The organism is Variovorax paradoxus B4 (assembly GCF_000463015.1).
GTDB classification, from domain to species: Bacteria; Pseudomonadota; Gammaproteobacteria; order Burkholderiales; family Burkholderiaceae_C; genus Variovorax; species Variovorax paradoxus_E.
Window position 1 is genome coordinate 5,455,154 of the sequence record NC_022247.1, and the last position, 23,888, is coordinate 5,479,041.

The following is a 23,888-nucleotide window of genomic DNA, read 5'->3' on the forward strand; positions in this document are numbered from 1 at the left end:
TTCTTTGAATAAGAAAGATGACCACGCGCCCGCTCGACGCCAAGCCCGGCTGGATGCCGCACCAGCCGGCGGACCGCATCCTGTCCACGCTCAAGACCCGCGGCGCGCTCGGCATTCCCGACATCGCCAAGGTGCTCGACGTCACGGTGGAGGCCGTGCGCCAGCAGATGGTGAAGCTGCAGGCCGAGGGCCTGGTCGATGCCGAGAGCCGTCCCGCGGGCCGCGGCAGGCCCACGCAGATATGGCGCCTCACCGGCGCCGGCCACGCACGCTTTCCCGACACGCATGCCGAGATGACGGTGCAGATGATCAGCGCCGTCATCAGCGTGTTCGGCGAGAAGGGCATGGACCGGCTCATCGGCGCGCGCGAGGAGGCCATGCGCGCCAACTACCGCGAGGCCATGCGCGGCGCGCGCAGCCTCCGGGACAAGCTCGAGCGGCTGGCCGACATCCGCAGCCGCGAGGGCTACATGGCCGAGTTCCGGTCCGAGGGCGACGGCTTCCTCTTCATCGAGAACCATTGCCCCATCTGCACCGCGGCGCGGGCCTGCACGGGCTTGTGCCGCAGCGAACTGCAGCTCTTCGACGAGGTGCTGGGGCCCGGCGTGAGCGTGAGCCGCGTCGAGCACGTGCTCGCGGGCGCGCGGCGCTGCGCCTACCAGGTGAGCCCGAAGAGCGCGCCTTGATCCGATTCGATTTCTAAACCCGAAAGGAAAAACCCACCATGGAACACACCCTGCCACCCCTGCCCTACGCCCTCGACGCGCTGGCACCCGAGTACTCGAAGGAAACCCTCGAGTACCACTACGGCAAGCACCACAATGCCTACGTGGTGAACCTCAACAACCTGCAAAAGGGCACCGAATTCGAATCGATGACGCTCGAGGAGATCGTCAAGAAGTCCAGCGGCGGCATCTACAACAACGCCGCCCAGATCTGGAACCACACCTTCTTCTGGAACTGCATGAAGCCCCAGGGCGGCGGCGCTCCGAGCGGTGCGCTGGCCAAGGCCATCGATGCCAAGTGGGGCAGCTACGACGCCTTCAAGGAAGCGTTCGTGAAGTCGGCCGTGGGCAACTTCGGCTCGGGCTGGACCTGGCTGGTGAAGAAGGCCGACGGCTCGCTGGACATCGTGAACATGGGTGCCGCGGGCACGCCGCTGACCACCGGCGACACCCCGGTGCTGACGGTGGACGTCTGGGAGCACGCCTACTACATCGACTACCGCAACCTGCGCCCGAAGTTCGTGGAGACCTTCCTGGCCAAGCTGGCGAACTGGGACTTCGCGGCAAAGAACTTCGGCTGAACCGGGTTCGGCCCGGGGGCATCCTCACTCGTTGATGAGGTTGAGGATGTTGCCGTCCGGGTCCTTGAACCATGCGACCTTCATGTCGCCCATGACATGGACGTCGCCTTCGAGCTTTGCGCCCGGCATGTCGTAGTGCTCGAAGCGCACGCCCTTGGCCTTGAGCGCGGCCACGAGGCGCTCGATGTCGCCATCGACCGGCCAGGTCACGGCCGTGGCCTGGTTGGTGCCCGCGAAGGCCGAGCGGTACACGTTGATGCGGGAGTTGCCGCTGCGGTAGACGATCACCTCGTCGCCCTCGGCATCGACCTGCGCCAGGCCCAGCGTGTCTTCATAGAAACGGCGCGCCACAGCGAGGTCCTTCACCGCGAGATTGGCCACCGCGTCGATGTTTCCGAGCATGAGAGTCTCCTGTGAAGCCCATCGCGCAGTGGAAGCGCGGCGGGCGAGCCAAAAATACTCAACCATTTGGTGGAGTATTGGGCGTTGGCGGGCCGCTGTCAATCCATCGGAAAATACCCCGCCGGCCGATATGGGACCCATCGCGAATGAAGAATCCGCACGGCCCCGCTTCCGGCACACTGCACCCCCGGTGCAGTGACCGCCATCCACGACTGCTGCAACCCCGAATCGCTCAGACAAAGAGACAAGCAAACCCATGATCCGCAGACACTTCGGCACGCTGGCCCTCGCGCTGGCACTTCCCCTGGCCTTCACCGCCCCTGCGCAGGCACAGTCCTACCCCGCCAAGCCCATTCGCATGGTCGTGCCCTTCCCGCCCGGCGGCGGCACCGACATCCTGGCGCGCTTGGTCGCGCAGAAGCTCACCGAGGCCAACCACTGGACCGTGGTGCCCGACAACCGCGGCGGCGCCGGCGGCACCATCGGCATTGCCGAGGCCGCGCGCGCCGCGCCCACGGGCTACGACATCGTGATGGGCCAGAAGGACAACATGGTCGTCGCGCCCTGGCTCTACAAGAACCTGAGCTACAACCCGGTGAAGGACCTCACGGCCGTGGCCCACGTGGCCTACACGCCGGTGGTGATCGTCACGCAGGCCAGCTCGAAGTTCAAGACGCTCGACGACGTGGTGAAAGCCGCGCGCGCCGCGCCCGACACCGTCACCTACGGCTCGCCGGGCAACGGCACCACCATCCACCTGGCCGGCGAGATCTTCAACGGCGCCGCCCAGATCAAGATGCGCCACGTGCCCTACAAGGGCTCCAACGCGGCCATGATGGACGTGCTCGCGGGCAACGTCGACCTGATGGTGTCGTCGGTGCCCTCGGCGCTGGCGCAGATCAAGGCGGGCAAGCTGCGCCCGCTGGCCGTGACCTCGGCCAAGCGCAGCACCTCGCTGCCCGATACGCCCACCGTGGCCGAGCTCGGCTACAAGGGCTTCGACGTGTCCACCTGGTACGGCCTCTTCGTGCCGGCCAAGACGCCGAAGGACGTGATCGCCACGCTGAATACCGAAGTCAACAAGCTGCTGGCCACGCCCGAGATGAAGGCCGCCATCGTCGCGCAGGGCGCCGAGCCGCAGAGCATGACGCCCGAACAGTTCGAAACGCTGCTGAAGACCGACTACGAGAAGTGGAAGGGCATCGTGCAAGCCTCGGGCGCGACCATCGAATAAGCGCCCGGCGTCGCAGAATGGCGTCTCCACCACAGGCCGCAGCGACGGCACGGAGACACCGATGGCAGCACAGCGCAAGAATTCGAAGAACGCCCTTCTGCTGAAGACAACCGCCCTGGCAGCGGTTGTCGCCCTGGCGCAGGGCTGCGCGCAGACCTCGACCGGCACCACCGCACGGCTGGCCGCCGCGCCGTCGGAGGCCAGCGTGGCGACCCATGTGGCGACCGCCACGCGCGCGGCCGGCACCGACCTCAGGGCCCTGCTGACCCTGTGCCAACCCGCCCCCGCCGCCCGGCCGCCGCAGGACGCGCTCGACAAGAGCCTCACCGGTTTCATCAACCGGCCCGCGCCGCCGCCGGGCCAGGCCTTCGACAACCTGTACTTCGTGGGCGCCGACTGGGTCAGCGCCTGGGCGATCAAGACCTCGCAGGGGATCATCCTGATCGATGCGCTCAACACCCAGGCCGAGGCCGCGTCGCTGATCGAAGGCGGCATGCGCAGGCTGGGGCTCGACCCGGCGCAGATCAAGTACGTGATCGTGACGCATGGCCACGGCGACCACTACGGCGGTGCCGGCTACCTCGCGCAGAAGTACCGCGCGCGCGTGGTGATGAGCGAGGCCGACTGGACCATGACCGAGACCAGGCTCGAATTCGCGACGCCGATCTGGGGCGCGCCGCCCAAGCGCGACATCTCGGCGAAGGACGGCGACCGCATCACGCTCGGCGACACCAGCGTCACGCTGTACCTCACGCCGGGCCACACCATGGGCACGATCTCGCCCGTGTTCGACGTGAGCACGGGCGGGCGCAGGCACCGCGCGATGCTCTGGGGCGGCACGGGCTTCAATTTCGGCAAGGACGTGCCGCGGCTGGACGCCTACATCGGCGCCACGCAGCGCATGGGCGCTATCGCGCAGAGCCAGCGTGTCGACGTGCTGCTGTCGAACCATTCGAACATCGACGGCTCGCAAGCCAAGCTCGCCGCCCTGCGGCAGCAGCCCGCGCCGGCCGCGAACCCCTTCGTTCTGGGCACACCGACGGTGGAGCGCGCGCTGGCCGTGATGGGCGAATGCGCGCAGGCGCAGCGCGACCGGTTCGCGATGCAGTAGGTCAGCGCCGGATCAGTCCGGCGCGAACTTCTTGTCGAAGATGTCGACGTCCGATGCGAGTTCGAAGGTCGCCACCTGCCCCATCTTCCCGTCGCTGAGGCGGCAGGCGGAGAACAGGCTGTAGCGGCCCTTGAAGTAGAACTCGTCCATCACGATCAGCGCGTACGGATACGGCACGAAGACCTGGTGCTCGAAGATGACGCGGTGCACGTTCCTCGGCGACGGAAAGAGCTTGTAGTCGCCGGTGTCGATCGACTTTGCGGTGGCCATGGTGTGCTCGCCTTGCTGGCGCTCAGGCCGGATCGCGCACGTCGGCCACGGGGTTGTGGCCGAAGTCCTGGCGCGCCAGGTACTTGAGCACCTTGGCCGCGGCGGTGGCGGGGCTGTCGAGCCGGCCTTCCTCCTTCATGCTCACGAAGCGCGTGCGGTCCGGAAACTTCTCGGCCGATGCGCCGCGCAGCTGCACCTGCATGTCGGTGTCGATCACGCCGGGTGCGAGCGAGACGATGCGCGCGCCGTTCGGCGCAGCGGCCTCCTCGAGCGCCACGGCGCGCGAGAAGTGGTCCATGCCGGCCTTGGCCGCGCAGTAGGGCGCCTGGCTGCCCATGGCATTGCGGCCCAGGCCCGACGAGATGTTCAGCACCTTGCGCGCGCCCCGCCATTCGCGGGTGGCGCCCAGAAAGGCGGCCGTCAGCAGCATCGGCGCCTCGAGGCCGATGCGCAGCGCCAGCGACAGTTCGGCTTCGACGGCACTCGCCAGGGGCGCGGGGTTGCCGACAGTGCCGGCGTTGTTGATCAGGGTCACGCTGTCGAAGCGCTGGCCGTCGAGCGTCTTGAGCCAGGCCGAGAGGCGGGCCGATGCGGCGACCGGGTCGGAGAGGTCCTGCTCCCACTGGATGAGTTCGGCGCCGGCCTTTTGCGCCAGCTCCGCGAGTTGCGGCTCCGGCCTGCGCGAAATGCCGAGCACCATGTGGCCGGCCTGCAGCAGCTGTTCGGCCATGGCGCGGCCCAGGCCGCGCGAGGCGCCGGTGATGAGGGTGAGGTGAGAAGCGGTCATCGGAGAAAGGTCTTTCTGGAACGAAGGCGGGAGGTTAAGGGGTATCGAGAGGCCTTGGGGCTCAGCCGTTACGGAATTGCTTGCGAAGAAAGTTGCGATGGCGCGCGATGTGCTGCAGCTGTGCGGGCGCGATGGTGCCGCCGAGATCGACCTCGTCGGCCCCGTTGAGCACCGCGTTGGCATGGGTCATCGCACGCGCCACGACTTCTTCCTCGCTCACGCCGAGCTGCGCCGCCAGGTCGAGCGCCACGCGGCGCATGGCGCGCTGCGAGAGCATCCACATCGCGCCGAAACGGTCCCAGGCCAGCGCGGCCTCGTCGGCCCTCTCGCGCTCGGCAAGGATCTCGGCGAGCGGCTTGGCCAGCACGGCGTCGAGGGCATCGATCTTCTCGGCGAGCGCCTCGTTGCGCGCGATGGCTTCCTCGAGCGTCGGGCCGGTGTCTTCGGCCCTGGCCTTTGGCGCCTCGGGCGGCGGAATGAAGGCCGCTTGCGCATTCGCGGGCACGACCTGGAGCTGGTCTTTGAGGGTCATGGATTTTCCGTTTCCGGTGAGCGGTTGTTTTTCTTGTTCGACATCGCGGTCGCGCGCAGGCCCGGCAGGTCGAGCACGCGCAGCCCACCGTACTCCACGCGGATCAACCCCTCTGCCGACAGGCCGTTGAGCGCCTCGTTCACGCGCTGGCGCGACAGGCCGACCAGGTAGGCCAGTTCCTGCTGCGTGATGCGCAAGACCTCGCCCACGCCGGGGTAGAGCACCGGGTTGAACAGCGACACCAGGTTGCGCGCCACGCGCGCGTCGGGGTTGTTGAGCCGGTCGATCTCCAGCGCCGCGATGAACTGGCCGAGCCGCTCGTTGAGCTGGTTCATCACGAAGCGGTTGAAGCCGATGGAATGGTCCAGCAGCCAGTGGAAGCTCTCGATCGGCAGGCCCGCCACCACGCTGCGCCGCAGCGCCTGGATGTTGTAGCGGTAGGGCTCGCGCTTCATCACCGTGCCTTCGCCGAACCAGCCGCCGGGCGGCACGCCGGTGTAGGTGACGGAGCCGCCGTCGGCGTTGTCGTTGCTCATCTTGAGCAGGCCCTCGACCACGCCGAACCAGTAGGTGGGCGAGCGGCCGACGCGGCAGACCAGGTCGCCGACCTCGGCTTCGCCCACCACCAGCGCGGCTTCGGCGCGGCGGCGCTCGGCCGGTGTGAGCGTGGGCAGCCAGGGAATGCCGTCGAGCTCGGCGGCGCTAGGGGGGCGAACGCGGTCCTTGATAGAACCACCCAGCACGTTGTGTTGATTGAGGTTGCCGTGAGGCATCGGGAAACTCCGGGGAGTAGTGTCCCTAGGATTGTCGTTGGAACGACAACATGGCGTCAAAGTGGGGCCTACGATCCGCCCACTGTGCAAACCACCGCCCCCACCTTTCCCCGTCTGCTGCTTGCGCATGCGCAGGCCCAGCCCCAGGCGCCCGCCATCCGCGAGAAGGATCTCGGCATCTGGCAAACATGGAGCTGGAGCGCCGTGGCGCAGGAGGTGCGCGAAATGGCCTGCGGCCTCGCGAGCCTGGGCTTCAAACCCTTCGACAACCTGTCCATCGTGGGTGCCAACCGCCCGCACCTGTACATGGCGGTGCTCGCGGCGCAGAGCCTGCGTGGCGTGCCGGTGCCGCTCTACCAGGACGCGGTGGCCAGCGAGATGGTCTTCATGCTGCAGGACGCAGCCATCGACTTCGTGATCGTCGAGGACCAGGAGCAGGTCGACAAGCTGCTCGAGTGCCGCGAGCTGCAGAAGGACCAGCAGCACGGCATCCGCCACATCATCTACGACGACCCCAGGGGCCTTCGCCACTACGACCAGCCCGGGCTCATGAGCTACGAGCAGCTGCGCGAGCTGGGCCGCGAATTCGACAAGACCCACGTCGGCTACTACGACCGCGCGGTCGCGAGCGGCGAGGCCACCGACGTCGGCGTGATCCTCTACACCTCGGGCACCACCGGCCGGCCCAAGGGCGTGTGCCAGACGCATGCGAGCTTCATCGCGGCGGGCCGCGGCGGCGTGGAGACCGACAGGCTCGGCCCCGGCGACAACATCATGAGCTACCTGCCGATGGCCTGGGTCGGCGACCACCTGTTCTCGGTGGCGCAGTGGCTGGTGGGCGGCTTCACGCTCAACTGCCCCGAGTCGACCGAGACGGTGATGAACGACATGCGCGAGATCGGCCCGAGCTACTACTTCGGGCCGCCGCGCACCTTCGAAGGATTGCTCACGGCCGTGTCGATCCGCATGGAAGACGCGGCGGCTCCGAAGCGCTGGCTGTATGCGAAGTTCATGGCGCTTGCGCAGCGCGTGGGCGCGGACATCCTCAACGGCGCGCCCGTGAGCATGGGCGACCGGCTGATGTACGGCCTCGGCAATCTGCTGATCTACGGGCCGCTGCGCAACGTGCTGGGCATGAGCCGCATCCGCGTGGCCTACACGGCCGGCGCGGCCATCGGGCCCGACCTGTTCCGCTTCTACCGCTCGATCGGCGTCAACCTCAAGCAGTTCTACGGCCAGACCGAGACCTGCGCCTATGTGTGCCTGCAGCAGGACGGCAAGGTCAAGCTGCAGACGGTGGGCACCGCGGCGCCGGGCATCGAACTCAAGATTGCGGACGACGGCGAGGTGCTGGTGCGCGGCGTGTCGGTGCTCAAGGAATACTACAAGCGCCCCGACGCCACGGCCGAGGTGCTCGACGCCAACGGCTACTTCCACACCGGCGATGCCGGCGTGCTCGACAGCGAGGGCCACCTGCGCATCATCGACCGCGCGAAGGACGTGGGCAAGCTCGCGAGCGGCGCGATCTTTGCGCCCAACTACATCGAGAACAAACTCAAGTTCTTCCCGCAGATCAAGGAAGCCGTGTGCTTCGGCAACGGGCGCGACGAGGTCTGCGCGGCCATCAACATCGACTTCGAGGCGGTGGGCAACTGGGCCGAGCGCCGCGGCCTCGCCTACGGCGGCTACGTCGATCTGGCCGGCAAGCCCGAGGTGCTGGCGCTCATCGCCGAATGCATTGCCAAGGTGAACGCCGACCTCGCGAGCGAGGACGGCATGGGCGAGACGCAGATCGCGCGCTTCCTGGTGCTGCACAAGGAGCTTGACCCCGACGACGACGAACTCACCCGCACGCGCAAGGTGCGGCGCGGCTTCATCGCCGAGAAATACGCGGTGCTGGTCAGCGCGCTCTACGGCGGCAAGACCGAGCAGTACATCGAGACCCAGGTCAAGTTCGAGGACGGACGCACGGGCGTGGTGAATGCCACGCTGAAGATCGTCGAGGCCAGGACCTTCCCCATCGTGAAGGCGGCCGCATGAGCAGCAACAGAAAAGTCGGCGACGTCGTCCTCGACGTGCAGAACATCTCCTTGAGCTTCGGCGGCGTGAAGGCGCTCACGGACATCAGCTTCGACGTGCGCGAGCACGAGGTGCGGGCCATCATCGGGCCCAACGGCGCGGGCAAGAGCTCGATGCTCAACTGCATCAACGGCGTCTACTGGCCGCAGCAGGGCTCCATCACTTTCCGCGGCCACACCTTCAAGCACATGAACTCGCGCCAGGTGGCCGAGATGGGCGTGGCGCGCACTTTCCAGAACCTGGCGCTCTTCAAGGGCATGAGCGTGCTCGACAACATCATGACGGGGCGCAACCTGCGCATGAAATCCAACCTCTTCCAGCAGGCGATCCGCTGGGGCGCGGCCGAGCGCGAGGAAACGAAGCACCGCGAGTTCGTCGAGCAGATCATCGATTTCCTGGAGATCCAGGCGCACCGCAAGACGCCGGTCGGCCAGCTTCCTTACGGCCTGCAGAAGCGCGTCGACCTGGGCCGCGCGCTCGCCATGGAGCCGCAGGTGCTGCTGCTCGACGAGCCGATGGCCGGCATGAACGTGGAGGAGAAGCAGGACATGAGCCGCTTCATCCTCGACGTGAACGACGAATTCGGCAGCACCATCGTGCTGATCGAACACGACATGGGCGTGGTGATGGACATCTCGGACCGCGTGGTGGTGCTCGACTACGGCAAGAAGATCGGCGACGGCACGCCGGACGAAGTGCGCAGCAACGAGAACGTGATCCGCGCCTACCTGGGGGTCGAACACTGATGGCCTTCTTTCTCGAAACCCTCTTCGGCGGCCTCATGGTGGGCATGCTGTATTCGCTGGTGGCGCTCGGCTTCGTGCTGATCTTCAAGGCCTCGGGCGTGTTCAATTTCGCGCAGGGCGCGATGGTGCTGTTCGCCGCGCTCGCGATGGCGCGCTTTGCCGAATGGATCCCGATGTGGACCGGCATCGAGAGCCGCTGGTTCGCCAACGTCGCGGCCTTCGCGGTGGCCGGGCTGGTGATGTTCGCGGTGGCGTGGCTGATCGAGCGGCTGGTGCTGCGCCACCTGGTCAACCAGGAAGGCGCGACGCTGCTGATGGCCACGCTCGGCATTGCCTACTTCCTCGACGGCGCAGGCCAGACCCTGTTCGGCAGCAACATCTACAAGATCGACATCGGCATGCCGAAGGATCCGATCTTCCTGCTCGACAAGGTGTTCGAGGGCGGCATCCTGATCAACAAGGAAGACCTCTACGCCGCCGCGATCGCGGCCGCGCTGGTGGCGCTGCTCTCGCTGTTCTTCCAGAAGACCGGCACCGGCCGCGCACTGCGCGCGGTGGCCGACGACCACCAGGCCGCGCAGTCGATCGGCATTCCGCTCACGCGCATCTGGGTCATCGTGTGGTGCGTGGCCGGCGTGGTGGCACTCGTGGCCGGAATGATCTGGGGCAGCAAGCTCGGCGTGCAGTTCTCGCTCACCACGGTGGCGCTGCGCGCGCTGCCGGTGGTGATCCTCGGGGGCCTCACCTCGGTGCCGGGCGCCATCATCGGCGGGCTGATCATCGGCGTCGGCGAGAAGCTCTCGGAGGTGTACCTGGGCCCGTACGTGGGCGGCGGCATCGAGATCTGGTTTGCCTACGTGCTGGCGCTGGTGTTCCTGCTGTTCCGGCCCCAGGGCCTCTTCGGCGAAAAAATCATTGATCGGGTCTGAACATGTTCTACAGGGAAAACGGCCAGTTCAAGACCAGCTATCGCGCCGACCAGCAGGTCTTTCCGATCCTGCAGGACCGCGTGGCGATCGGCCTGGTGCTGATCTTCGCGTTCGCGGTCGTGCCCTTCCTGGCCAGCGACTACCTGATGCGCGCGATCCTGATCCCCTTCGTGATCATCTCGCTGGCGGCGCTGGGCGTGAACGTGCTGGTGGGCTACTGCGGCCAGATCTCGCTGGGCTCGGGCGCCTTCATGGCGGTGGGTGCCTACGGGGCCTACAACTTCTTCGTGCGCTTCCCCGGGCTGCCGCTGATTCCCGCGCTGATCCTGGGCGGCCTGTGCGCCACGCTGTTCGGCATCCTGTTCGGGCTGCCCAGCCTGCGCGTCAAGGGCCTCTACCTCGCGGTGGCCACGCTGGCTGCGCAGTTCTTCAGCGACTGGATGTTCCTGCGCATCAAGTGGTTCACGCTCGACACGCCCTCGGGATCGGTGTCGGTGTCGAATCTGCAGGTCTTCGGCTGGCCGATCGAGAGCGCCGCGAGCAAGTACCTGCTGTGCCTCGTGGTGCTGGTGGTGGTCGCCGTGCTGACCAAGAACCTGGTGCGAGGCGCCATCGGCCGCGAGTGGATGGCCATCCGCGACATGGACGTGGCGGCCGCCGTGATCGGCATCCGTCCGATGTACGCCAAGCTCAGCGCCTTCGCAGTCAGCTCGTTCATCATCGGCGTGGCCGGCGCGCTCTGGGCCTTCGTCTACCTCGGCGCCTGGGAGCCGGCGGCGTTCTCGGTCGACCAGTCGTTCCGACTGCTCTTCATGGTGATCATCGGCGGGCTCGGCTCGATCACCGGGGCCTTCTTCGGCGCGGCCTTCATCACCGTGCTGCCGATCGTGCTGAACCAGGCGCTGCCGGTCATTGCCGGCTGGTTCGGCGCGCAGATCTCGACCGTCGGCATCGCGCATGCGGAGCTGATGATCTTCGGCGGCCTCATCGTGTGGTTCCTGATCGTCGAGCCGCACGGGCTGGCCAAGCTGTGGTCCACGGGCAAGCAGAAGCTGCGCCTGTGGCCCTTCCCTCATTGATTGCGCCCCCATTTTTTTTTTGAGCGTGACTTTCCCATACAAAACCAGGAGACAACCATGAAGCTGAAATCACTCGCACTCGCCGTGGCCGCCGCATCCGCGCTGGCAGGCGCGGCCCCTGCGTTCGCGCAGGCCAAGGAGCAGTTCATCCCCGTGCTGTCGTACCGCACCGGCGCCTATGCGCCGAACGGAACGCCCTGGGCCAACGGCTACGTCGACTACCTCAAGCTGGTGAACGCGCGCGGCGGCATCAACGGCGTGAAGCTCTCCTTCGAGGAATGCGAAACGGGCTACGACACCGCGCGCAGCGTGGAATGCTATGAGCGCCTGAAGGGCAAGGGCGGCGGCGCCTCGCTGGTGCAGCCGCTGTCCACCGGCGCGACCTTCGCGATCACCGAGAAGGCGCCCATCGACAAGATCCCCGTGGTGACCGTGGGCTACGGTCGCAGCGAGAGCGCCGACGGCACGGTGTTCAAGTGGAACTTCCCGATCGCCGGCACCTACTGGGTGGCGGCCGACGCGATCATCCAGGCCATCGCCAAGAAGGAAGGCGGCCTCGACAAGCTCAAGGGCAAGAAGATCGCGCTGATCTATCACGACAGCCCCTACGGCAAGGAGCCGATCCCGCTGCTGCAGGAGCGCGCGAAGATGCATGGCTTCGACCTGCAGCTGCTGCCGGTCACGGCGCCGGGCGTCGAGCAGAAGGCCACCTGGCTGCAGGTGCGCCAGGCGCGGCCCGACTACGTGCTGCTGTGGGGCTGGGGCGTGATGAACTCGACCGCGCTCAAGGAAGCACAGGCCACCGGCTATGCGCGCGAGAAGATGTACGGCGTGTGGTGGGCCGGCGCCGAACCCGACGTGAAGGACGTGGGCGACGGCGCCAAGGGCTACAACGCCGTGACCATGCAGCACGGCGCCGAGCCGCAGTCCAAGCTCGTGAAGGACGTGGTCTCGATGCTGCACGACAAGAACCAGGGCACCGGCCCGAAGGAAGAAGTGGGACAGGTGCTCTACATGCGCGGCGCCATGAGCGCGATGCTCGGCGTGGAAGGCATCCGCGCCGCGCAGGAGCGCTTCGGCAAGGGCAAGGTCATGACGGGCGAGCAGGTGCGCTGGGGGCTCGAGAACCTCAACCTCACACAGGCCAAGCTCGACGGCCTGGGCTTCGCCGGCGTGATGCGCCCGATCAGCACCTCGTGCACCGACCACATGGGCGCGGCCTGGGCGCGCATCCACACCTGGGACGGCAAGGCGTGGAAGTTCACGTCCGACTGGCTGCAGGCCGACGAGCAGATCATCAAGCCGCTCGTGAAGTCGACCGCGGCCAAGTACGCGGCCGAGAAGAAGCTCACGGCACGCACGCCCGCCGACTGCCAGAGCTAAGCCCACCCCAGCCTTCGCCAGTCCCTGGAAGCACCATGAGTTCACCCAGCATCGTCCTCAACGTCAACGGCATCGAGGTCATCTACAACCACGTGATCCTGGTGCTCAAGGGCGTCTCGCTCGTGGTGCCCGAGGGCGGCATCGTGGCGCTGCTGGGCGGCAACGGTGCCGGCAAGACGACCACCCTGCGCGCGGTGTCCAACCTGCTGGCCGGCGAGCGAGGCGCGGTGACCAAGGGCAGCATCGAGCTGCGCGGCGAGCGCATCGAGGCGCTGTCGCCCTCCGAGCTGGTCAAGCGCGGCCTGATCCAGGTGATGGAAGGCCGGCACTGCTTCGCCCACCTGACCATCGAGGACAACCTGATGACCGGCGCCTACACGCGCAAGGACGGCAAGGCGGCGATCGCGGAGACGCTGGAGAAGGTGTATGCGTACTTCCCGCGGCTGAAGACGCGGCGCACTTCGCAGGCCGCCTACACATCGGGCGGCGAGCAGCAGATGTGCGCGATCGGCCGCGCGCTGATGGCCAACCCGACCATGGTGCTGCTCGACGAGCCCTCGATGGGCCTCGCGCCGCAGATCGTCGAGGAGGTGTTCGAGATCGTGAAGGACCTCAACACCAAGGAACGCGTGACCTTCCTGTTGGCCGAGCAGAACACCAACATGGCGCTGCGCTACGCCGACTATGGCTACATCCTGGAGAACGGCCGCATCGTGATGGACGGCGAGGCCAGGAGCCTGCGCGAGAACGAGGACGTGAAGGAGTTCTACCTTGGCGTCGGCGGTGCGGACCGCAAGAGCTTCCGCGATGTCAAGAGCTACAAGCGCCGGAAAAGGTGGTTGGCATGACCCGCTGCGCTGCGCTCGCCATCCCATGAAGAAGGGCATTGAATCCATGACCGACCACTACGACGCCCTCGAGATCCGCGACCCCGCCGAACGCGAGCGCGACCTGCTGGCCGCGCTGCCGAAGCAGATCGCACAGGCCCAGACCGCCGCGCCCGCGTTTGCAAAGATCCTCGACGACGTGAAGCCCGCTGACATCACCACGCGCGAAGCACTCGCAAAGCTGCCCGTCACGCGCAAGACTGAACTGCTCGAGCTGCAGAAACAGCGCCGCGCGGACGACCCCTTCGGCGGCTTTTCCACCATCGGCCGCGGCACCCGCATGCCGCGCGTGTTCGCGAGCCCCGGCACCATCTACGAACCCGAGGGCGAGGCGCGCGACTACTGGCGCACCGCGCGTGCGCTGCATGCCGCGGGCTTTCGCGGCGGCGAGCTCATCCACAACAGCTTCAGCTACCACATGACGCCCGCCGGCTCCATCATGGAAAGCGGCGCACGCGCCATGGGCTGCACCGTGTTCGCGGGCGGCACCGGCCAGACCGAGCAGCAGCTCGAAGCCATGGTCGACCTGAAGCCCGAAGGCTATGCGGGCACGCCGAGCTTCCTCAAGATCCTGCTGGAAAAGGCCGAGGAGAAGGGCCTGAAGCTGCCCTCGCTCACCAAGGCGCTTGTTTCCGGCGAAGCCTTTCCTCCGAGCCTGCACGACTGGATCGCCGCGCACGGCGTGCAGGGCACGCAGTGCTACGCGACGGCCGACCTGGGCCTGATCGCGTACGAAACCAGCGCGCGCGAAGGCCTGGTGATCGATGAGGGCGTGCTGGTCGAAATCGTGCGCCCCGGCACCGGCGACCCGGTGCCCGATGGCGAGGTCGGCGAGATCGTGGTGACCACCTTCAACCCCGACTATCCGCTGGTGCGCTTCGGCACCGGCGACCTTTCCGCCGTGCTCGCGGGCACCTGCCCCACCGGCCGCACCAACAAGCGCATCAAGGGCTGGCTCGGCCGCGCCGACCAGACCACCAAGGTGCGCGGCATGTTCGTGCACCCCTCGCAGGTGGCGGAGATCGCGCGGCGCTTTCCGGAAGTGCAGCGCGCGCGTCTCGTGGTCTCGGGCGAAATGGGCGACGACCGGATGACCTTCAGGCTCGAATGCGCGGGTGCACCGGCCGGGCTCGATGCGCGCATTGCCGATGCGGTGCGCGAAGTGACCAAGCTGCGCGGCACCATCGAGCTGGTGGCGCCGGGCACCCTGCCGAACGACGGCAAGGTGATCGAGGACGCGCGCAGCTACAAGTAGCGGCGGTAGAACCGGCGCGTGATCGTGCGCATCGCCACCACCAGCAGCACCAGGTAGATCGCCGCCATCGCGACGGCGAGCGCCACAAGGCGGCTGCCGCCGCTGCTGCCCGAGAAGCTCGCGATCCACAGCAGCCCGCCGATCGCAAGGCCGGCGCAGACCATCTGCAGCAGCACGAAGGTCGACACCGCGGCAGCCACGGCCCGAAAGGGACGCGTTGCGCAGGCCCTGGCGCGGCGCCGAGCCACCCACCCCAGAACGCCAGCGCACAGACCAGCAGCGGCACCGCGAACCAGCCGAGAAGAAGCGGCACCACCTCCGAGTCCCTCGACGTGCCGACCCAGCCGCTTGCGACGTTGCCGATCCACATCTGCAGCGAGACGAAGGTCGCAGCAGCCACGAGTGCCACCGCGCGGCGAGGCGTTGCCGCGCCTGCGCCCTCGTCCGCCGCGCCGGGCGATGCGTCCGCGAGCGCAGTGCTGCGCTCGCGCAGCGCGAAACGGGCGGCCAGCCACACGCTCGCGACGAGCACGAGCATCTGGATGACCGACTGGACCAGCACCGACGTGGCCATGATCGAGCGCAAGCCGTACATGTCGACGCGTTCGTGCAGCGGGCCACCCGGCATGAAGAGCACCTGCGCCTGGTAGAACAGCGGCGTCAATGCAAGGATGTTGACGACCATCGCCGCAAGGAACACGGCGCCAAAGCGGCCGGCGGGGTGGCGAAGCTGCGCGATGCGGGCCGCCCCGCGCTCGTCGAGCGCCTTGCGCGCATGGCACCACGCCAGCGTGGCAGCCAGCAGCCACACCGTCACGACACGCGACAGCAGCGGAACCCATACGCCCGCTTGCGCATACACGCCGCGCATCTGCTCGCTGTGCGGCGAGGAAGGCAGCAGCTGCACCGCCATGCTCACCGCGAACAGCGCCGCTTCGACCGCCGCCGCGATCCATGCGAAATTTCCGGGCAAGTGCTGCGCGCGCTCGAACGAAGGGGATGCCGCCATGGGAGGGGAGCGTACCGGAAACGCGCGGCCCCATCCGCGTGCGCGCTGCACCGCCGCACGCTCAGTGAATTGCCACCTCGTGCGCCAGCTCGAACATCGTCGTCATCTCGCGGATGAAGGCGGGCAGGCCGCCGGGCCTGCGGCTCGTCACCAGGCCGTGGTCGACCACCACCTCCTTGTCGATCCACTTCGCGCCGGCGTTGTGCAGGTCGGCGCGCAGCGAAGGCCACGAGGTCACCTTGCGGCCCTTCACGCCACCGGCATCGATGAGCGTCCATGGGCCATGGCAGATGGCGGCGATGGGCTTGCCCGACTCGACGAAGGCACGCACGAAGGCCACGGCCTTCTGGTTGATGCGCAGCGCGTCGGGGTTGGCAACGCCGCCGGGCAGCAGCAGCGCGTCGAAATCGTCGGCATTGGCGTTCTTGAGCGGCACGTCGACCTCGAAGGCGTCGGCGGGCTCGAGCCGCTTCCAGGCGCGCACGCTGCCGTCGAGCGGCGAAACGATCTGCGTCTGCGCGCCGGCATGGTCGAGCGCCCTGCGCGGCTCGGTCATTTCGACCTGCTCGAAACCGTCCGCCACGAGGACGGCAATCTTCATTCCGTCCAGTGAAGAAGAGATGGTGGGCATGGATGAGTCACTCCTTGAAGGTGGTTTTTCTCGATGGCAATGAAACTTCACCCTAGCCTGGATATTTCGCGAGTGACGTGTCGCGATGGCAGTTGATCAATGTAGGGCGCGAAGCGCGCGATACAACCGCGATGAGTGAGATTTCAGCCGCATTGCTGGGGCTGAAGACGCAGTGCCCCCTTACCCCCGTTGTTTGTCGACGTGCCGGGGACAGCACTCGACGCGATCTATGGAGCCAGTGCGCGAGCGGCCGTGAGGAAGACGTGCTTGAGCGGGTGGTGCGAGGCCAGCAGCAGGCGGATGCGACGGGTATTGCGCAGCACGGCGGCGCCGATCTTGAGCAGCTTGACGCGGATGGTGGCGGTGCACGCGCGTTCCAACTGCGTGCCTTGAAGGGCCAGCCGGCGCAGGTTGATCATCAAGGTGTAGGCCAGCGCAGCCAACAGCAGGCGCATCTGGTTGGACGCGAAGCGGCGACAACTGCCGCGGCGACCGAACAGGTCGATCTGCGCTTCCTTGATGCGGTTCTCGGCCTCACCGCGGGCGCAGTACAAGTCCTCGTACAGCGACTTGGCGTCTCCCGCTTCCAGGCTCGTGACCACGAAGCGTGGATTGCGCCCTTGCGCGCCGTGCTCCAGCCGCGCGATGACGCGCCGCTCACGCTCCCAGCTGCGCGTTGCATATCGGAACTCGCCGATCAGGCGCTGCTTCGTGCCGACGGCTTCGTACTGCTCGGCCAGCGCGTGTTCAGCGATGGCCACGCGTTCAAGCAAGGCGGAGTTCTTCTGCAGGCCCACGATGTAGTCAATGCCCCAGGCGTCGAAGCGGCGCAGCGCCTTCGGGCGACAGAAGCCGGAGTCGCCGCGCACCACGAGCCGCACGCCGGGCCACGCCTGGCGCAGCCGTCGCGCGATCAGCTTGATCAACGCGCTGAGCACGCTGGCCGGATCGCGCCAGCTCGGGCGCAGCACGCACGCGAGCATGTCTTGCCCACAGAAGATGTACAGCGGCAAGTAGCAGTAGTTGTCGTAGTGGGCGTGGAAGTGCGCGCCTTCCTGGTCACCGTACAGCGGGATGTGCGTGGCATCGATGTCGAGCACGAGTTCGTCGGGGGTCGTCATGCGGCTAGCGATGAATTGATCCAACAAAACAGCGTGCAACGCCGCGGCATGCTCGCTCGTGGCCGAAGTCTCCAACCGGCTCAACGTCGGCGCCGAGGCCAGCTCAACGACACGACCTACCGCCGTTTGGTGCGCCAGGTCATGGCGCAGCGTGTTGTGCTGCGAAACACTTTCCCAGCCACAACACAAGCCGTACACGCGCTGCGCGAGCAGACTGCGAATGTCGTGACGCACGCTGGCCTTGCGCCGTGCGTCAGCGAACACGCGCGCCGCCGCGCGCGTCAAGCCGATGCGCTCATCGACTTGCTTGAGCAGTACCGCACCACCGTCGCTGACGATATCTCCGCCGTCAAACGCCGCCTCCACGACGCGACGCCCAACCTTGCAAAATCTCACTGGCACATCGGTACACTTTGGCACTGGCAGTCCTGTTCTCGAGTTGCATGTTCTTGGCATCAGATACCAATAACAACGCATCCCGGCTCAGGGCTGCCGACCTTCTACTCGCGAAATATCCAGGCTAGAGCCCACCCCCGTGGCGCGCATCGGCGCCCGCCGGGTCCGCCTGTCGGACAGTTCGACGGGCGGCAACCTTCTCTTACGACATGCCTGCCGCTATTTCCGGCAAGTGGCCGGCAGAGCCTTCTCCGGCAGGTCGTCGCCGGCCACGCAGTTCCAGGCAATGCCGTCGTCGGTGGCCGAGGGCTCCATGCGCAGCGTGCCCTTCACCTTTGGAAGCACCGCTTCGACCACCATGGTGTCCGGGTCGAGCGTCAGCTCCGAGCCGCCGGGCAGGGTTTCGGGCGCGCCGGCGGCGGCGAGGGAATCGGGAATCTCTTCCTTCTGCTTGTAGTAGTTGCCGAGCGCTTCGCGCACCGGTGCAGCTTCGGACCAGGCTTGCGAGACGACCGCGCGCGACTGGTATTGCTGGTAGGCCGGCAGGGCCACGGCAGCCAGCACGCCGATGATGGCCACCACCACCAGGAGCGCCAGCGCGCCGCCGCCGGCACGGCCGGTGTACGGCACGAAGACCGCGAGCACATAGGCCACCGGATTGCGGCTCGGCAGCTTCGCGCCCGGGTCGATGGCGCGCGCGACACGCTTGGTGAGCCAGGGATAGCCGGCGATCAGTTCATGGAACGAGGCCCAGAAGCCGCTGTTGCCGGTCGACTGGTCGGCGTAGCGCTGCAGGTCGACGTGGCGCCACTGCTGCGCGCTGGCGGCCAGCGCCACGAGCGCGCGGGGCGCGGAGTCGGGCTGCTTGCAGCAGGCGGCGCCGTGCAGGTCGCAGGTGTATTCCTGGGCCCGCGAATAGGCGGCGCCGAGCAGCGGCAGCCAGAGCACCGGGGCGCGCCAGATGTGGCCCGTGAGGTGGCCGCGCCGGATGTGGCCCAGCTCGTGGCCGATGTAGAAGTTGATGCCGTCGGGCTGGGCTTCCATGGCGCCGACCACGTCGGACAGCAGCACCACGAAGTTGCGGCCGAAGAAGCGGGTGGCAAAGGCATTGAAGATGCCGTCGCCGTGCAGCAGGTAGGCCTCGGGCGGGTTCTCGATGCCGAGATGGCCGCAGCAGGCCTGGAAGCGGGCGTGCAGCTCGGGCAGCTGGGTGGGCGAGAGCTTCACGGCCGTGCCCTTGATCCAGGCGATGACGGCCGACTGTGCGAACACGTAGGCGATGAAGCCGAGCAGCACATAGACGAGCGCGATGCCCAGGGTGCCCAGGACCAGCAGCACCCAGACCAGCAGGCCGAGCCAGAGCGTGATGTTGCCGAGCCAGCGCTCGCGCGGATAGACCCATGGATCCATTGGAATTTCCTCCTCGATGCGGCCTGAAGGCCTGCGGTGTTGTGGTTTTTCTCCGCGCCTCCCCAGGCGCGACTTGCGAGCGCGCATCATGCCCCAGGAAGGGGCGGATTTCGGCCCATGCCTAAGGGCTATTCGCTATTTGTCAGGTCATGGTCAGCCCTTATGATCGCGGCCGTTTCTGCAATTCACCAACCCGAGAGACACTCATGAAGAAACTGCTTGCATTCACGGCGTTCGCCGCTGCCGCCGCCGGCGTCTACGCCCAGGAGTTCCCCGCAGGCAAGACCGTCACGCTGGTAGTGCCTTTCTCCGCCGGCGGCCCCACCGACCGGGTGGCCCGCGATCTGGCCGAAGCCCTGCAAAAGACCCTGGGCACGACGATCGTGGTGGACAACACCGCCGGCGCCGGCAGCTCCATCGGCACCGCCAAGGTGGCCCGCGCCGCACCGGACGGCTACACGCTGCTGCTCAACCACATCGGCATGTCGACGATGCCGGCGCTCTACCGCAAGCTGCCGTTCAACGTCGAGAACGATTTCGAATACCTCGGCATGGTCAATGAAGTGCCGATGACGCTCATCGGCAAGCCCACCCTGCCCGCCAACAACTACAAGGAGCTGACGACCTGGATCGCTGCCAACAAGGGCAAGATCAACCTCGGCAATGCCGGCCTGGGCGCTGCGTCGCACCTGTGCGGCCTGCTGTTCCAGAGCGCGCTCAAGGTCGAGATGACGCCGGTTCCCTACAAGGGCACCGCGCCGGCCATCGCCGACCTGCTGGGCGGCCAGATCGACCTGCTGTGCGACCAGACCACCAACACCACGTCGCAGATCGAGGCCAAGAAGGTCAAGGCCTACGCCGTGACCACGAGCAAGCGCCTGACCACGCCGGCCCTCAAAGACCTGCCGACGCTGGCCGAATCGGGCCTGAAGGACTTCGAGGTCTCGATCTGGCACGGCGTGTACGCGCCCAAGGGCACACCGGCACCGGTGCTGAAGAAGCTCAACGAAGCCATCAAGGCCGCCATGAAGGACCCGGGCTTCGTCAAGCGCGAAGAGGCACTGGGCGCCGTGATCATCGCCGACAAGCGCACGGAACCGGCCGAGCACAAGAAGTTCGTCTCGGCCGAGATCGCCAAGTGGGGCCCGATCATCAAGGCTGCCGGCGTGTACGCCGACTGATTTTTCCCGCGCTCTGAAAAACAAGCCGCCGGCCCTCGGGTCCGGCGGCTTTTTTCATGGCGTGACAGCAGGAAAAATCAGGGAAGCGTGACCGTCCACGCCTCGAAGTTCTTGCGCACGTCGACCTGGCGCGCGGTGCGGGCCGTGAAGCCGAAGGTGCTGATCGAGGAGCCCTGGGCGTACTGCCAGCTGCTGTTGCCGGCCGGCACGCAGTGCGTGTCGCTGCCGCTCACCGGCTGGCAATAGACCATGGCCTTGCGCGCGGTGCTGCGCACGGTGACGGTTTCGCTGAAGCGGGCGCCGCCAGCGCCCGGGGCCCTGCCGAAGACGCTGAACGAGGTGGGCGCGAGCGCACCGGCCGGAACCGTCCATCCGTCGAGGCCGCCGTCGGCGCTGAAGTCGACGTTGTTGGGCTCCGAAGGCGTCGGGGCCGCAAAGACGATGCCGCGCGGGCTGCCCAGGCTTTCCGCGAGCACCTCGGCACGCAGGGCGGGCGTGAGCTCCACCATGGGCGTCTGCACGGCTTCCGCGATGGTGGGCACGCGGGAGAAGGTGCGCACGTACTGCACCACGTTCGGCGTGGCACCGTCGGCGCGGAAGAATTCGAGCTTCCACACCGACTGGTCGGCGATCTTGCCGAGTTCCTCGTCGGTGTACGCCGGCGTGGCAAAGAGGTTGGCGTTGTCGAAATCGCTCGGACTGCCGGGCTGGGCCGGGTCGAGGTAGCGTGCGGACATGCGCCACACCGCCGAGTTCAGGGCCGAACCGGCCGTGCCGTCCGGGGTGAGCACCAGCGAGTTGAGGCCGGCCTTGGGCACCAGCACCAGTTCCTTGCCCGGCAGCGATGCGGTCGTTGCCACCACCTTCGAAAGAACCGGGTCGCCATTGCCGTCGCGCACGTTGTCGACCGAAACGGCGTAGCCGACCGAGTGGAACACCAGGTTCTGGTGCTTCAGGAAGTCCTTCTTGTCGAGCTGCGGGCGCACGAAGGCGCGGTAGGTGTTGCTGTTGCCGGTGAGCTTCAGCGCGCCGTCCACGATCTTCGCGTTGAAGACGTCGTTGTCGGTGTTGCCCAGAACGTCGGTCCAGCGGTAGGTGAGCGCAACATCGCCGTTCTTGTGGAAGTATTCGAAGTTGCCGCGGTCGTGCTTCAGGTTGGTGGGGCCGGAGCGGAACAGGCTTTCGAACGAGCGGCGCGCACCACTGCTCACGCGGCCGATGGGCGCGCCGGCCGCCACGAAGCTGGCCGGATCGTCGTTCACGAACAGCGTGCGGCAGGCCGGCGCCACCACGTTGGCGGCGCTGCCGTAGGCATTGCCGTCTGCCTCGATGGGGCTGTCGACCCGCTGTGCGAGCGGCAGCGCATAGCAGGCATTGATGCGATCGAGCAGCGCCTGCACCATGGCCGGCGTGGGCGGCTGCACCAGCGTTGCGGCATCGATGGCGGGCAGCGCCGCAATGGTGGCGTCGCCGCTGCGAAAGACGATGGACACGGGCGGGCTGTCTTCGCCGGCGGGCAGCGCCTTCACCGTGATCTCGATGTTGGATGCCGTGCCGTCGGGGCGCACCGACACGTTGAGCGCGTCCAGCACGCGGTCCTGGCCGGTACCGTTGGCCTGGAACTCGCCGCTCATCGGATCGATGCTCGCATCGAGCGCGGTCAGCAGCGGCTGCAGCGCGGCCAGCAGCTTGGCCACCTGGTCGCCGATCGATCCCGCCGTGACGGCGCCGGCGTCGGCCTGGATCGCCGCGGCCAGCTTGGCCGGGTCGCCGTTGGGCGCGAGCTGCGCCACGACGATGGTGGTCAGCGGCGTCACGTTGGTGGTGCCGGTGGCGGTGCTGGCGGTGGTGCTGTAGAGGGTGAGGTCGTCGCGCACGGCCTGGATCACCAGCGGCGCCTTGGTGCCCGCGGGCAGCGAGCAGCTGTAGCTGCCTTCGGGCGTGGTGGTCACTTCGCAGACCTTGGCACCGGTCTGGTCGAACACCGTGAGCACCGCGCCGGCAAATGCCGCGCCGGTGGCGACGGTGCCGCTCAAGGTGGTGCCGGCCGCCGCGGGCGGGTCGCCGCCGCTCGAAGCCGGCGGGATGAAGCTGAACCCGCCGCCGCCTCCTGCGCCCCCTCCGCCGCACGCGCCGAGCAGCGCCAGGGTGACAACGGACAGCGCATGGGGAATCTTGCGGGTGAGAGAGGGCATCGGTGGGCTCTTCGAAAAGGTTGAAAGCCCCGGACCATCCGGGGTCCGCAAACAATAGCTTTCACTTTTCCAAAAAAAATGATGCAAATGCATCATTCTTGAAATCCGCCGGCGGGCCGCAGGATGGAATCACCGGAACATGGGATGCGCGCTGCGCAGGCGCGATGGAAAACTTCGACGATGACCAGGCCAGCCGCCCTGCACGACTTCAGCGAGTTGCTGCTGCGGCTCTACCGGCTCTCGCACGAGCTGCCGATCGACGCCTTCCAGGATGCCGCGCTCGATCTCATCAAGCCGGTGCTGGCCTTCGACTCGTCGATGTGGGGCACCGCCACCCGCACCGACAGCGGCATCGACATCCACACCATCCATCTGCACAACCAGCCGGTGGAAATGCTGGCGGCCTACGAAGAGGTGAAGCACCTCGACACCGCCGCGGTGGAAGTCGGCAAGCGGCCGAAGTCGACGCTCTCGTTCAACGCCAATGCCTGGTTCCATCGCAAGGACCAGGCGCAGCTGCGCGCATATGGCGAGCGCTTCGAGCAGTCCAATTTCTTCATCAGCTCGGACGTGCATCCGCAGACGAATTTCGTGCACTGGCTCAGCCTGTTCCGCTCGGACCCGGATGCGCACGGCACCGAGAACGAACGGCAGCTGCTCGCCAGCCTGGCGCCGCACGTGATGCAGGCGCTGGCGCTCAACCGCATCGTGCACCTCGACCGGCTGGAGAGCGGCGGCCAGGCGCCGGGCGGCTCCGCCATCGGCGACCTGCGCGGCGTGCTCTATCACGCCGACCGTCCTTTCGAGGCGACGCTGAAGGCCGAGTGGCCGTCCTGGCACGGGCGGACCCTGCCCGATGCGCTGCTGAAGCATTTCCTCGGCGGCCATGCGCGCTACAGCGGACGGGCGGTCGTGGTCACGCACCACGTCGAGCAGCGCCTGCTGTTCCTCAAGAGCCGCAGGCGCTGCCTGGCCGACAGCCTGACGTCGCGCGAGCACACCATTGCCGAGCTGCTGGCCCGCGGCGACACGCACAAGGACATTGCGGCCATCCTGAACCGCTCGCCCGCCACCGTGCGCAACCACATCCAGTCGATCTACGACAAGCTGCAGGTGGGCAACGTGGCGGGCCTGATCCAGGAGCTGCGGCTCGCGGGCTGACCGGCCCGCGC

24 protein-coding genes are annotated in these 23,888 nt (G+C 67.2%); 14 read left to right on the forward strand and 10 right to left on the reverse strand.

The window, feature by feature from the left end:
- Positions 1-17 precede the first annotated feature (17 nt).
- Together VAPA_RS25475 and VAPA_RS25480 are read left to right on the forward strand one after the other, a co-directional pair.
- Entirely contained in the window at positions 18-686 is a 669-nt protein-coding gene (locus VAPA_RS25475) for a helix-turn-helix transcriptional regulator (protein ID WP_021012877.1), read from the forward strand.
- 38 nt (positions 687-724) lie between these two features.
- On the forward strand, positions 725-1,306 hold the full coding sequence (locus VAPA_RS25480; protein ID WP_021012878.1) for a superoxide dismutase: 582 nt from the start codon (positions 725-727) through the stop codon (positions 1,304-1,306).
- Between the two features lie 24 nt (positions 1,307-1,330).
- Here the strand turns inward: VAPA_RS25480 and VAPA_RS25485 are convergent, their stop codons facing one another.
- Positions 1,331-1,708 (reverse strand): VOC family protein, encoded by a 378-nt coding sequence (locus tag VAPA_RS25485; RefSeq protein ID WP_021012879.1) that lies wholly within the window; start codon positions 1,706-1,708, stop codon positions 1,331-1,333.
- 256 nt (positions 1,709-1,964) lie between these two features.
- Here VAPA_RS25485 and VAPA_RS25490 point away from each other — a divergent pair, with 256 nt between their 5' ends.
- The gene (locus tag VAPA_RS25490) at positions 1,965-2,942 is read left to right on the forward strand and encodes a Bug family tripartite tricarboxylate transporter substrate binding protein (RefSeq protein WP_021012880.1); all 978 of its coding nucleotides are present in this window, start codon (positions 1,965-1,967) and stop codon (positions 2,940-2,942) included.
- A gap of 61 nt (positions 2,943-3,003) precedes the next feature.
- Complete coding sequence (locus VAPA_RS25495) at positions 3,004-4,053, forward strand: MBL fold metallo-hydrolase (protein ID WP_021012881.1); 1,050 nt, start codon at positions 3,004-3,006, stop codon at positions 4,051-4,053.
- Between the two features lie 12 nt (positions 4,054-4,065).
- On the opposite strand, the gene VAPA_RS25500 is transcribed toward VAPA_RS25495, so the two are convergent.
- The 4 genes from VAPA_RS25500 to VAPA_RS25515 all read right to left on the reverse strand — a co-directional run bounded on the left by VAPA_RS25500 (position 4,066) and on the right by VAPA_RS25515 (position 6,415).
- The gene (locus VAPA_RS25500) at positions 4,066-4,323 is read right to left on the reverse strand and encodes a hypothetical protein (RefSeq protein ID WP_021012882.1); all 258 of its coding nucleotides are present in this window, start codon (positions 4,321-4,323) and stop codon (positions 4,066-4,068) included.
- A gap of 22 nt (positions 4,324-4,345) precedes the next feature.
- Positions 4,346-5,110 carry an SDR family NAD(P)-dependent oxidoreductase gene (locus VAPA_RS25505; RefSeq protein WP_021012883.1) on the reverse strand — a complete coding sequence of 255 codons (765 nt, stop codon included), beginning with the start codon at positions 5,108-5,110 and terminating at the stop codon, positions 4,346-4,348.
- A 61-nt stretch (positions 5,111-5,171) separates the two neighbouring features.
- Positions 5,172-5,642 (reverse strand): hypothetical protein, encoded by a 471-nt coding sequence (locus tag VAPA_RS25510; RefSeq protein ID WP_021012884.1) that lies wholly within the window; start codon positions 5,640-5,642, stop codon positions 5,172-5,174.
- The gene (locus VAPA_RS25515; RefSeq protein ID WP_021012885.1) at positions 5,639-6,415 is read right to left on the reverse strand and encodes a Crp/Fnr family transcriptional regulator; all 777 of its coding nucleotides are present in this window, start codon (positions 6,413-6,415) and stop codon (positions 5,639-5,641) included. The genes VAPA_RS25510 and VAPA_RS25515 overlap by 4 nt, the downstream gene beginning before the upstream one ends.
- An 84-nt stretch (positions 6,416-6,499) precedes the next feature.
- Here VAPA_RS25515 and VAPA_RS25520 point away from each other — a divergent pair, with 84 nt between their 5' ends.
- From VAPA_RS25520 to VAPA_RS25550, 7 genes are read left to right on the forward strand one after another with little or no spacing between them, the layout of a single operon-like run.
- The gene (locus tag VAPA_RS25520; RefSeq protein WP_021012886.1) at positions 6,500-8,455 is read left to right on the forward strand and encodes an AMP-dependent synthetase/ligase; all 1,956 of its coding nucleotides are present in this window, start codon (positions 6,500-6,502) and stop codon (positions 8,453-8,455) included.
- Positions 8,452-9,240: an ABC transporter ATP-binding protein gene (locus VAPA_RS25525; RefSeq protein ID WP_021012887.1), complete on the forward strand. Its 789-nt coding sequence runs from the start codon at positions 8,452-8,454 to the stop codon at positions 9,238-9,240. Before VAPA_RS25520 ends, VAPA_RS25525 begins: the two co-directional genes overlap by 4 nt.
- Positions 9,240-10,169, forward strand: a complete 930-nt coding sequence (locus VAPA_RS25530) for a branched-chain amino acid ABC transporter permease (RefSeq protein ID WP_021012888.1) — start codon at positions 9,240-9,242, stop codon at positions 10,167-10,169. Before VAPA_RS25525 ends, VAPA_RS25530 begins: the two co-directional genes overlap by 1 nt.
- A 2-nt stretch (positions 10,170-10,171) precedes the next feature.
- Positions 10,172-11,248 carry a branched-chain amino acid ABC transporter permease gene (locus tag VAPA_RS25535; RefSeq protein ID WP_021012889.1) on the forward strand — a complete coding sequence of 359 codons (1,077 nt, stop codon included), beginning with the start codon at positions 10,172-10,174 and terminating at the stop codon, positions 11,246-11,248.
- A gap of 57 nt (positions 11,249-11,305) precedes the next feature.
- Entirely contained in the window at positions 11,306-12,631 is a 1,326-nt protein-coding gene (locus VAPA_RS25540; RefSeq protein WP_021012890.1) for an ABC transporter substrate-binding protein, read from the forward strand.
- A gap of 35 nt (positions 12,632-12,666) precedes the next feature.
- Positions 12,667-13,479 (forward strand): ABC transporter ATP-binding protein, encoded by an 813-nt coding sequence (locus VAPA_RS25545; RefSeq protein ID WP_021012891.1) that lies wholly within the window; start codon positions 12,667-12,669, stop codon positions 13,477-13,479.
- A gap of 46 nt (positions 13,480-13,525) precedes the next feature.
- Entirely contained in the window at positions 13,526-14,773 is a 1,248-nt protein-coding gene (locus VAPA_RS25550; protein ID WP_021012892.1) for a phenylacetate--CoA ligase family protein, read from the forward strand.
- Here VAPA_RS25550 and VAPA_RS25555 read toward each other — a convergent pair.
- Entirely contained in the window at positions 14,764-14,973 is a 210-nt protein-coding gene (locus tag VAPA_RS25555) for a hypothetical protein (protein ID WP_041946248.1), read from the reverse strand. The genes VAPA_RS25550 and VAPA_RS25555 overlap by 10 nt on opposite strands.
- Before the next feature lie 132 nt (positions 14,974-15,105).
- Here VAPA_RS25555 and VAPA_RS25560 point away from each other — a divergent pair, with 132 nt between their 5' ends.
- The gene (locus VAPA_RS25560) at positions 15,106-15,423 is read left to right on the forward strand and encodes a hypothetical protein (protein WP_041946249.1); all 318 of its coding nucleotides are present in this window, start codon (positions 15,106-15,108) and stop codon (positions 15,421-15,423) included.
- 420 nt (positions 15,424-15,843) lie between these two features.
- Here the strand turns inward: VAPA_RS25560 and VAPA_RS25565 are convergent, their stop codons facing one another.
- The 3 genes from VAPA_RS25565 to VAPA_RS35555 form a co-directional block, all read right to left on the reverse strand.
- Complete coding sequence (locus VAPA_RS25565; RefSeq protein WP_021012893.1) at positions 15,844-16,413, reverse strand: type 1 glutamine amidotransferase domain-containing protein; 570 nt, start codon at positions 16,411-16,413, stop codon at positions 15,844-15,846.
- A gap of 227 nt (positions 16,414-16,640) precedes the next feature.
- A complete protein-coding gene (locus VAPA_RS25570; protein WP_021004967.1) occupies positions 16,641-17,954 on the reverse strand; it encodes an IS1380 family transposase in 1,314 nt (437 codons plus the stop codon).
- A gap of 195 nt (positions 17,955-18,149) precedes the next feature.
- A complete protein-coding gene (locus VAPA_RS35555; RefSeq protein ID WP_021012895.1) occupies positions 18,150-19,340 on the reverse strand; it encodes a M48 family metalloprotease in 1,191 nt (396 codons plus the stop codon).
- 206 nt (positions 19,341-19,546) lie between these two features.
- Between VAPA_RS35555 and VAPA_RS25580 the strand changes: the two genes are divergently transcribed.
- Entirely contained in the window at positions 19,547-20,521 is a 975-nt protein-coding gene (locus VAPA_RS25580) for a tripartite tricarboxylate transporter substrate-binding protein (protein WP_021012896.1), read from the forward strand.
- A gap of 77 nt (positions 20,522-20,598) precedes the next feature.
- Here the strand turns inward: VAPA_RS25580 and VAPA_RS25585 are convergent, their stop codons facing one another.
- Positions 20,599-22,716, reverse strand: a complete 2,118-nt coding sequence (locus tag VAPA_RS25585) for a carboxypeptidase-like regulatory domain-containing protein (protein WP_021012897.1) — start codon at positions 22,714-22,716, stop codon at positions 20,599-20,601.
- 180 nt (positions 22,717-22,896) lie between these two features.
- On the opposite strand from VAPA_RS25585, the gene VAPA_RS25590 reads away from it, so the two are divergent.
- Positions 22,897-23,877, forward strand: a complete 981-nt coding sequence (locus VAPA_RS25590; RefSeq protein WP_021012898.1) for a helix-turn-helix transcriptional regulator — start codon at positions 22,897-22,899, stop codon at positions 23,875-23,877.
- Positions 23,878-23,888: the final 11 nt, after the last annotated feature.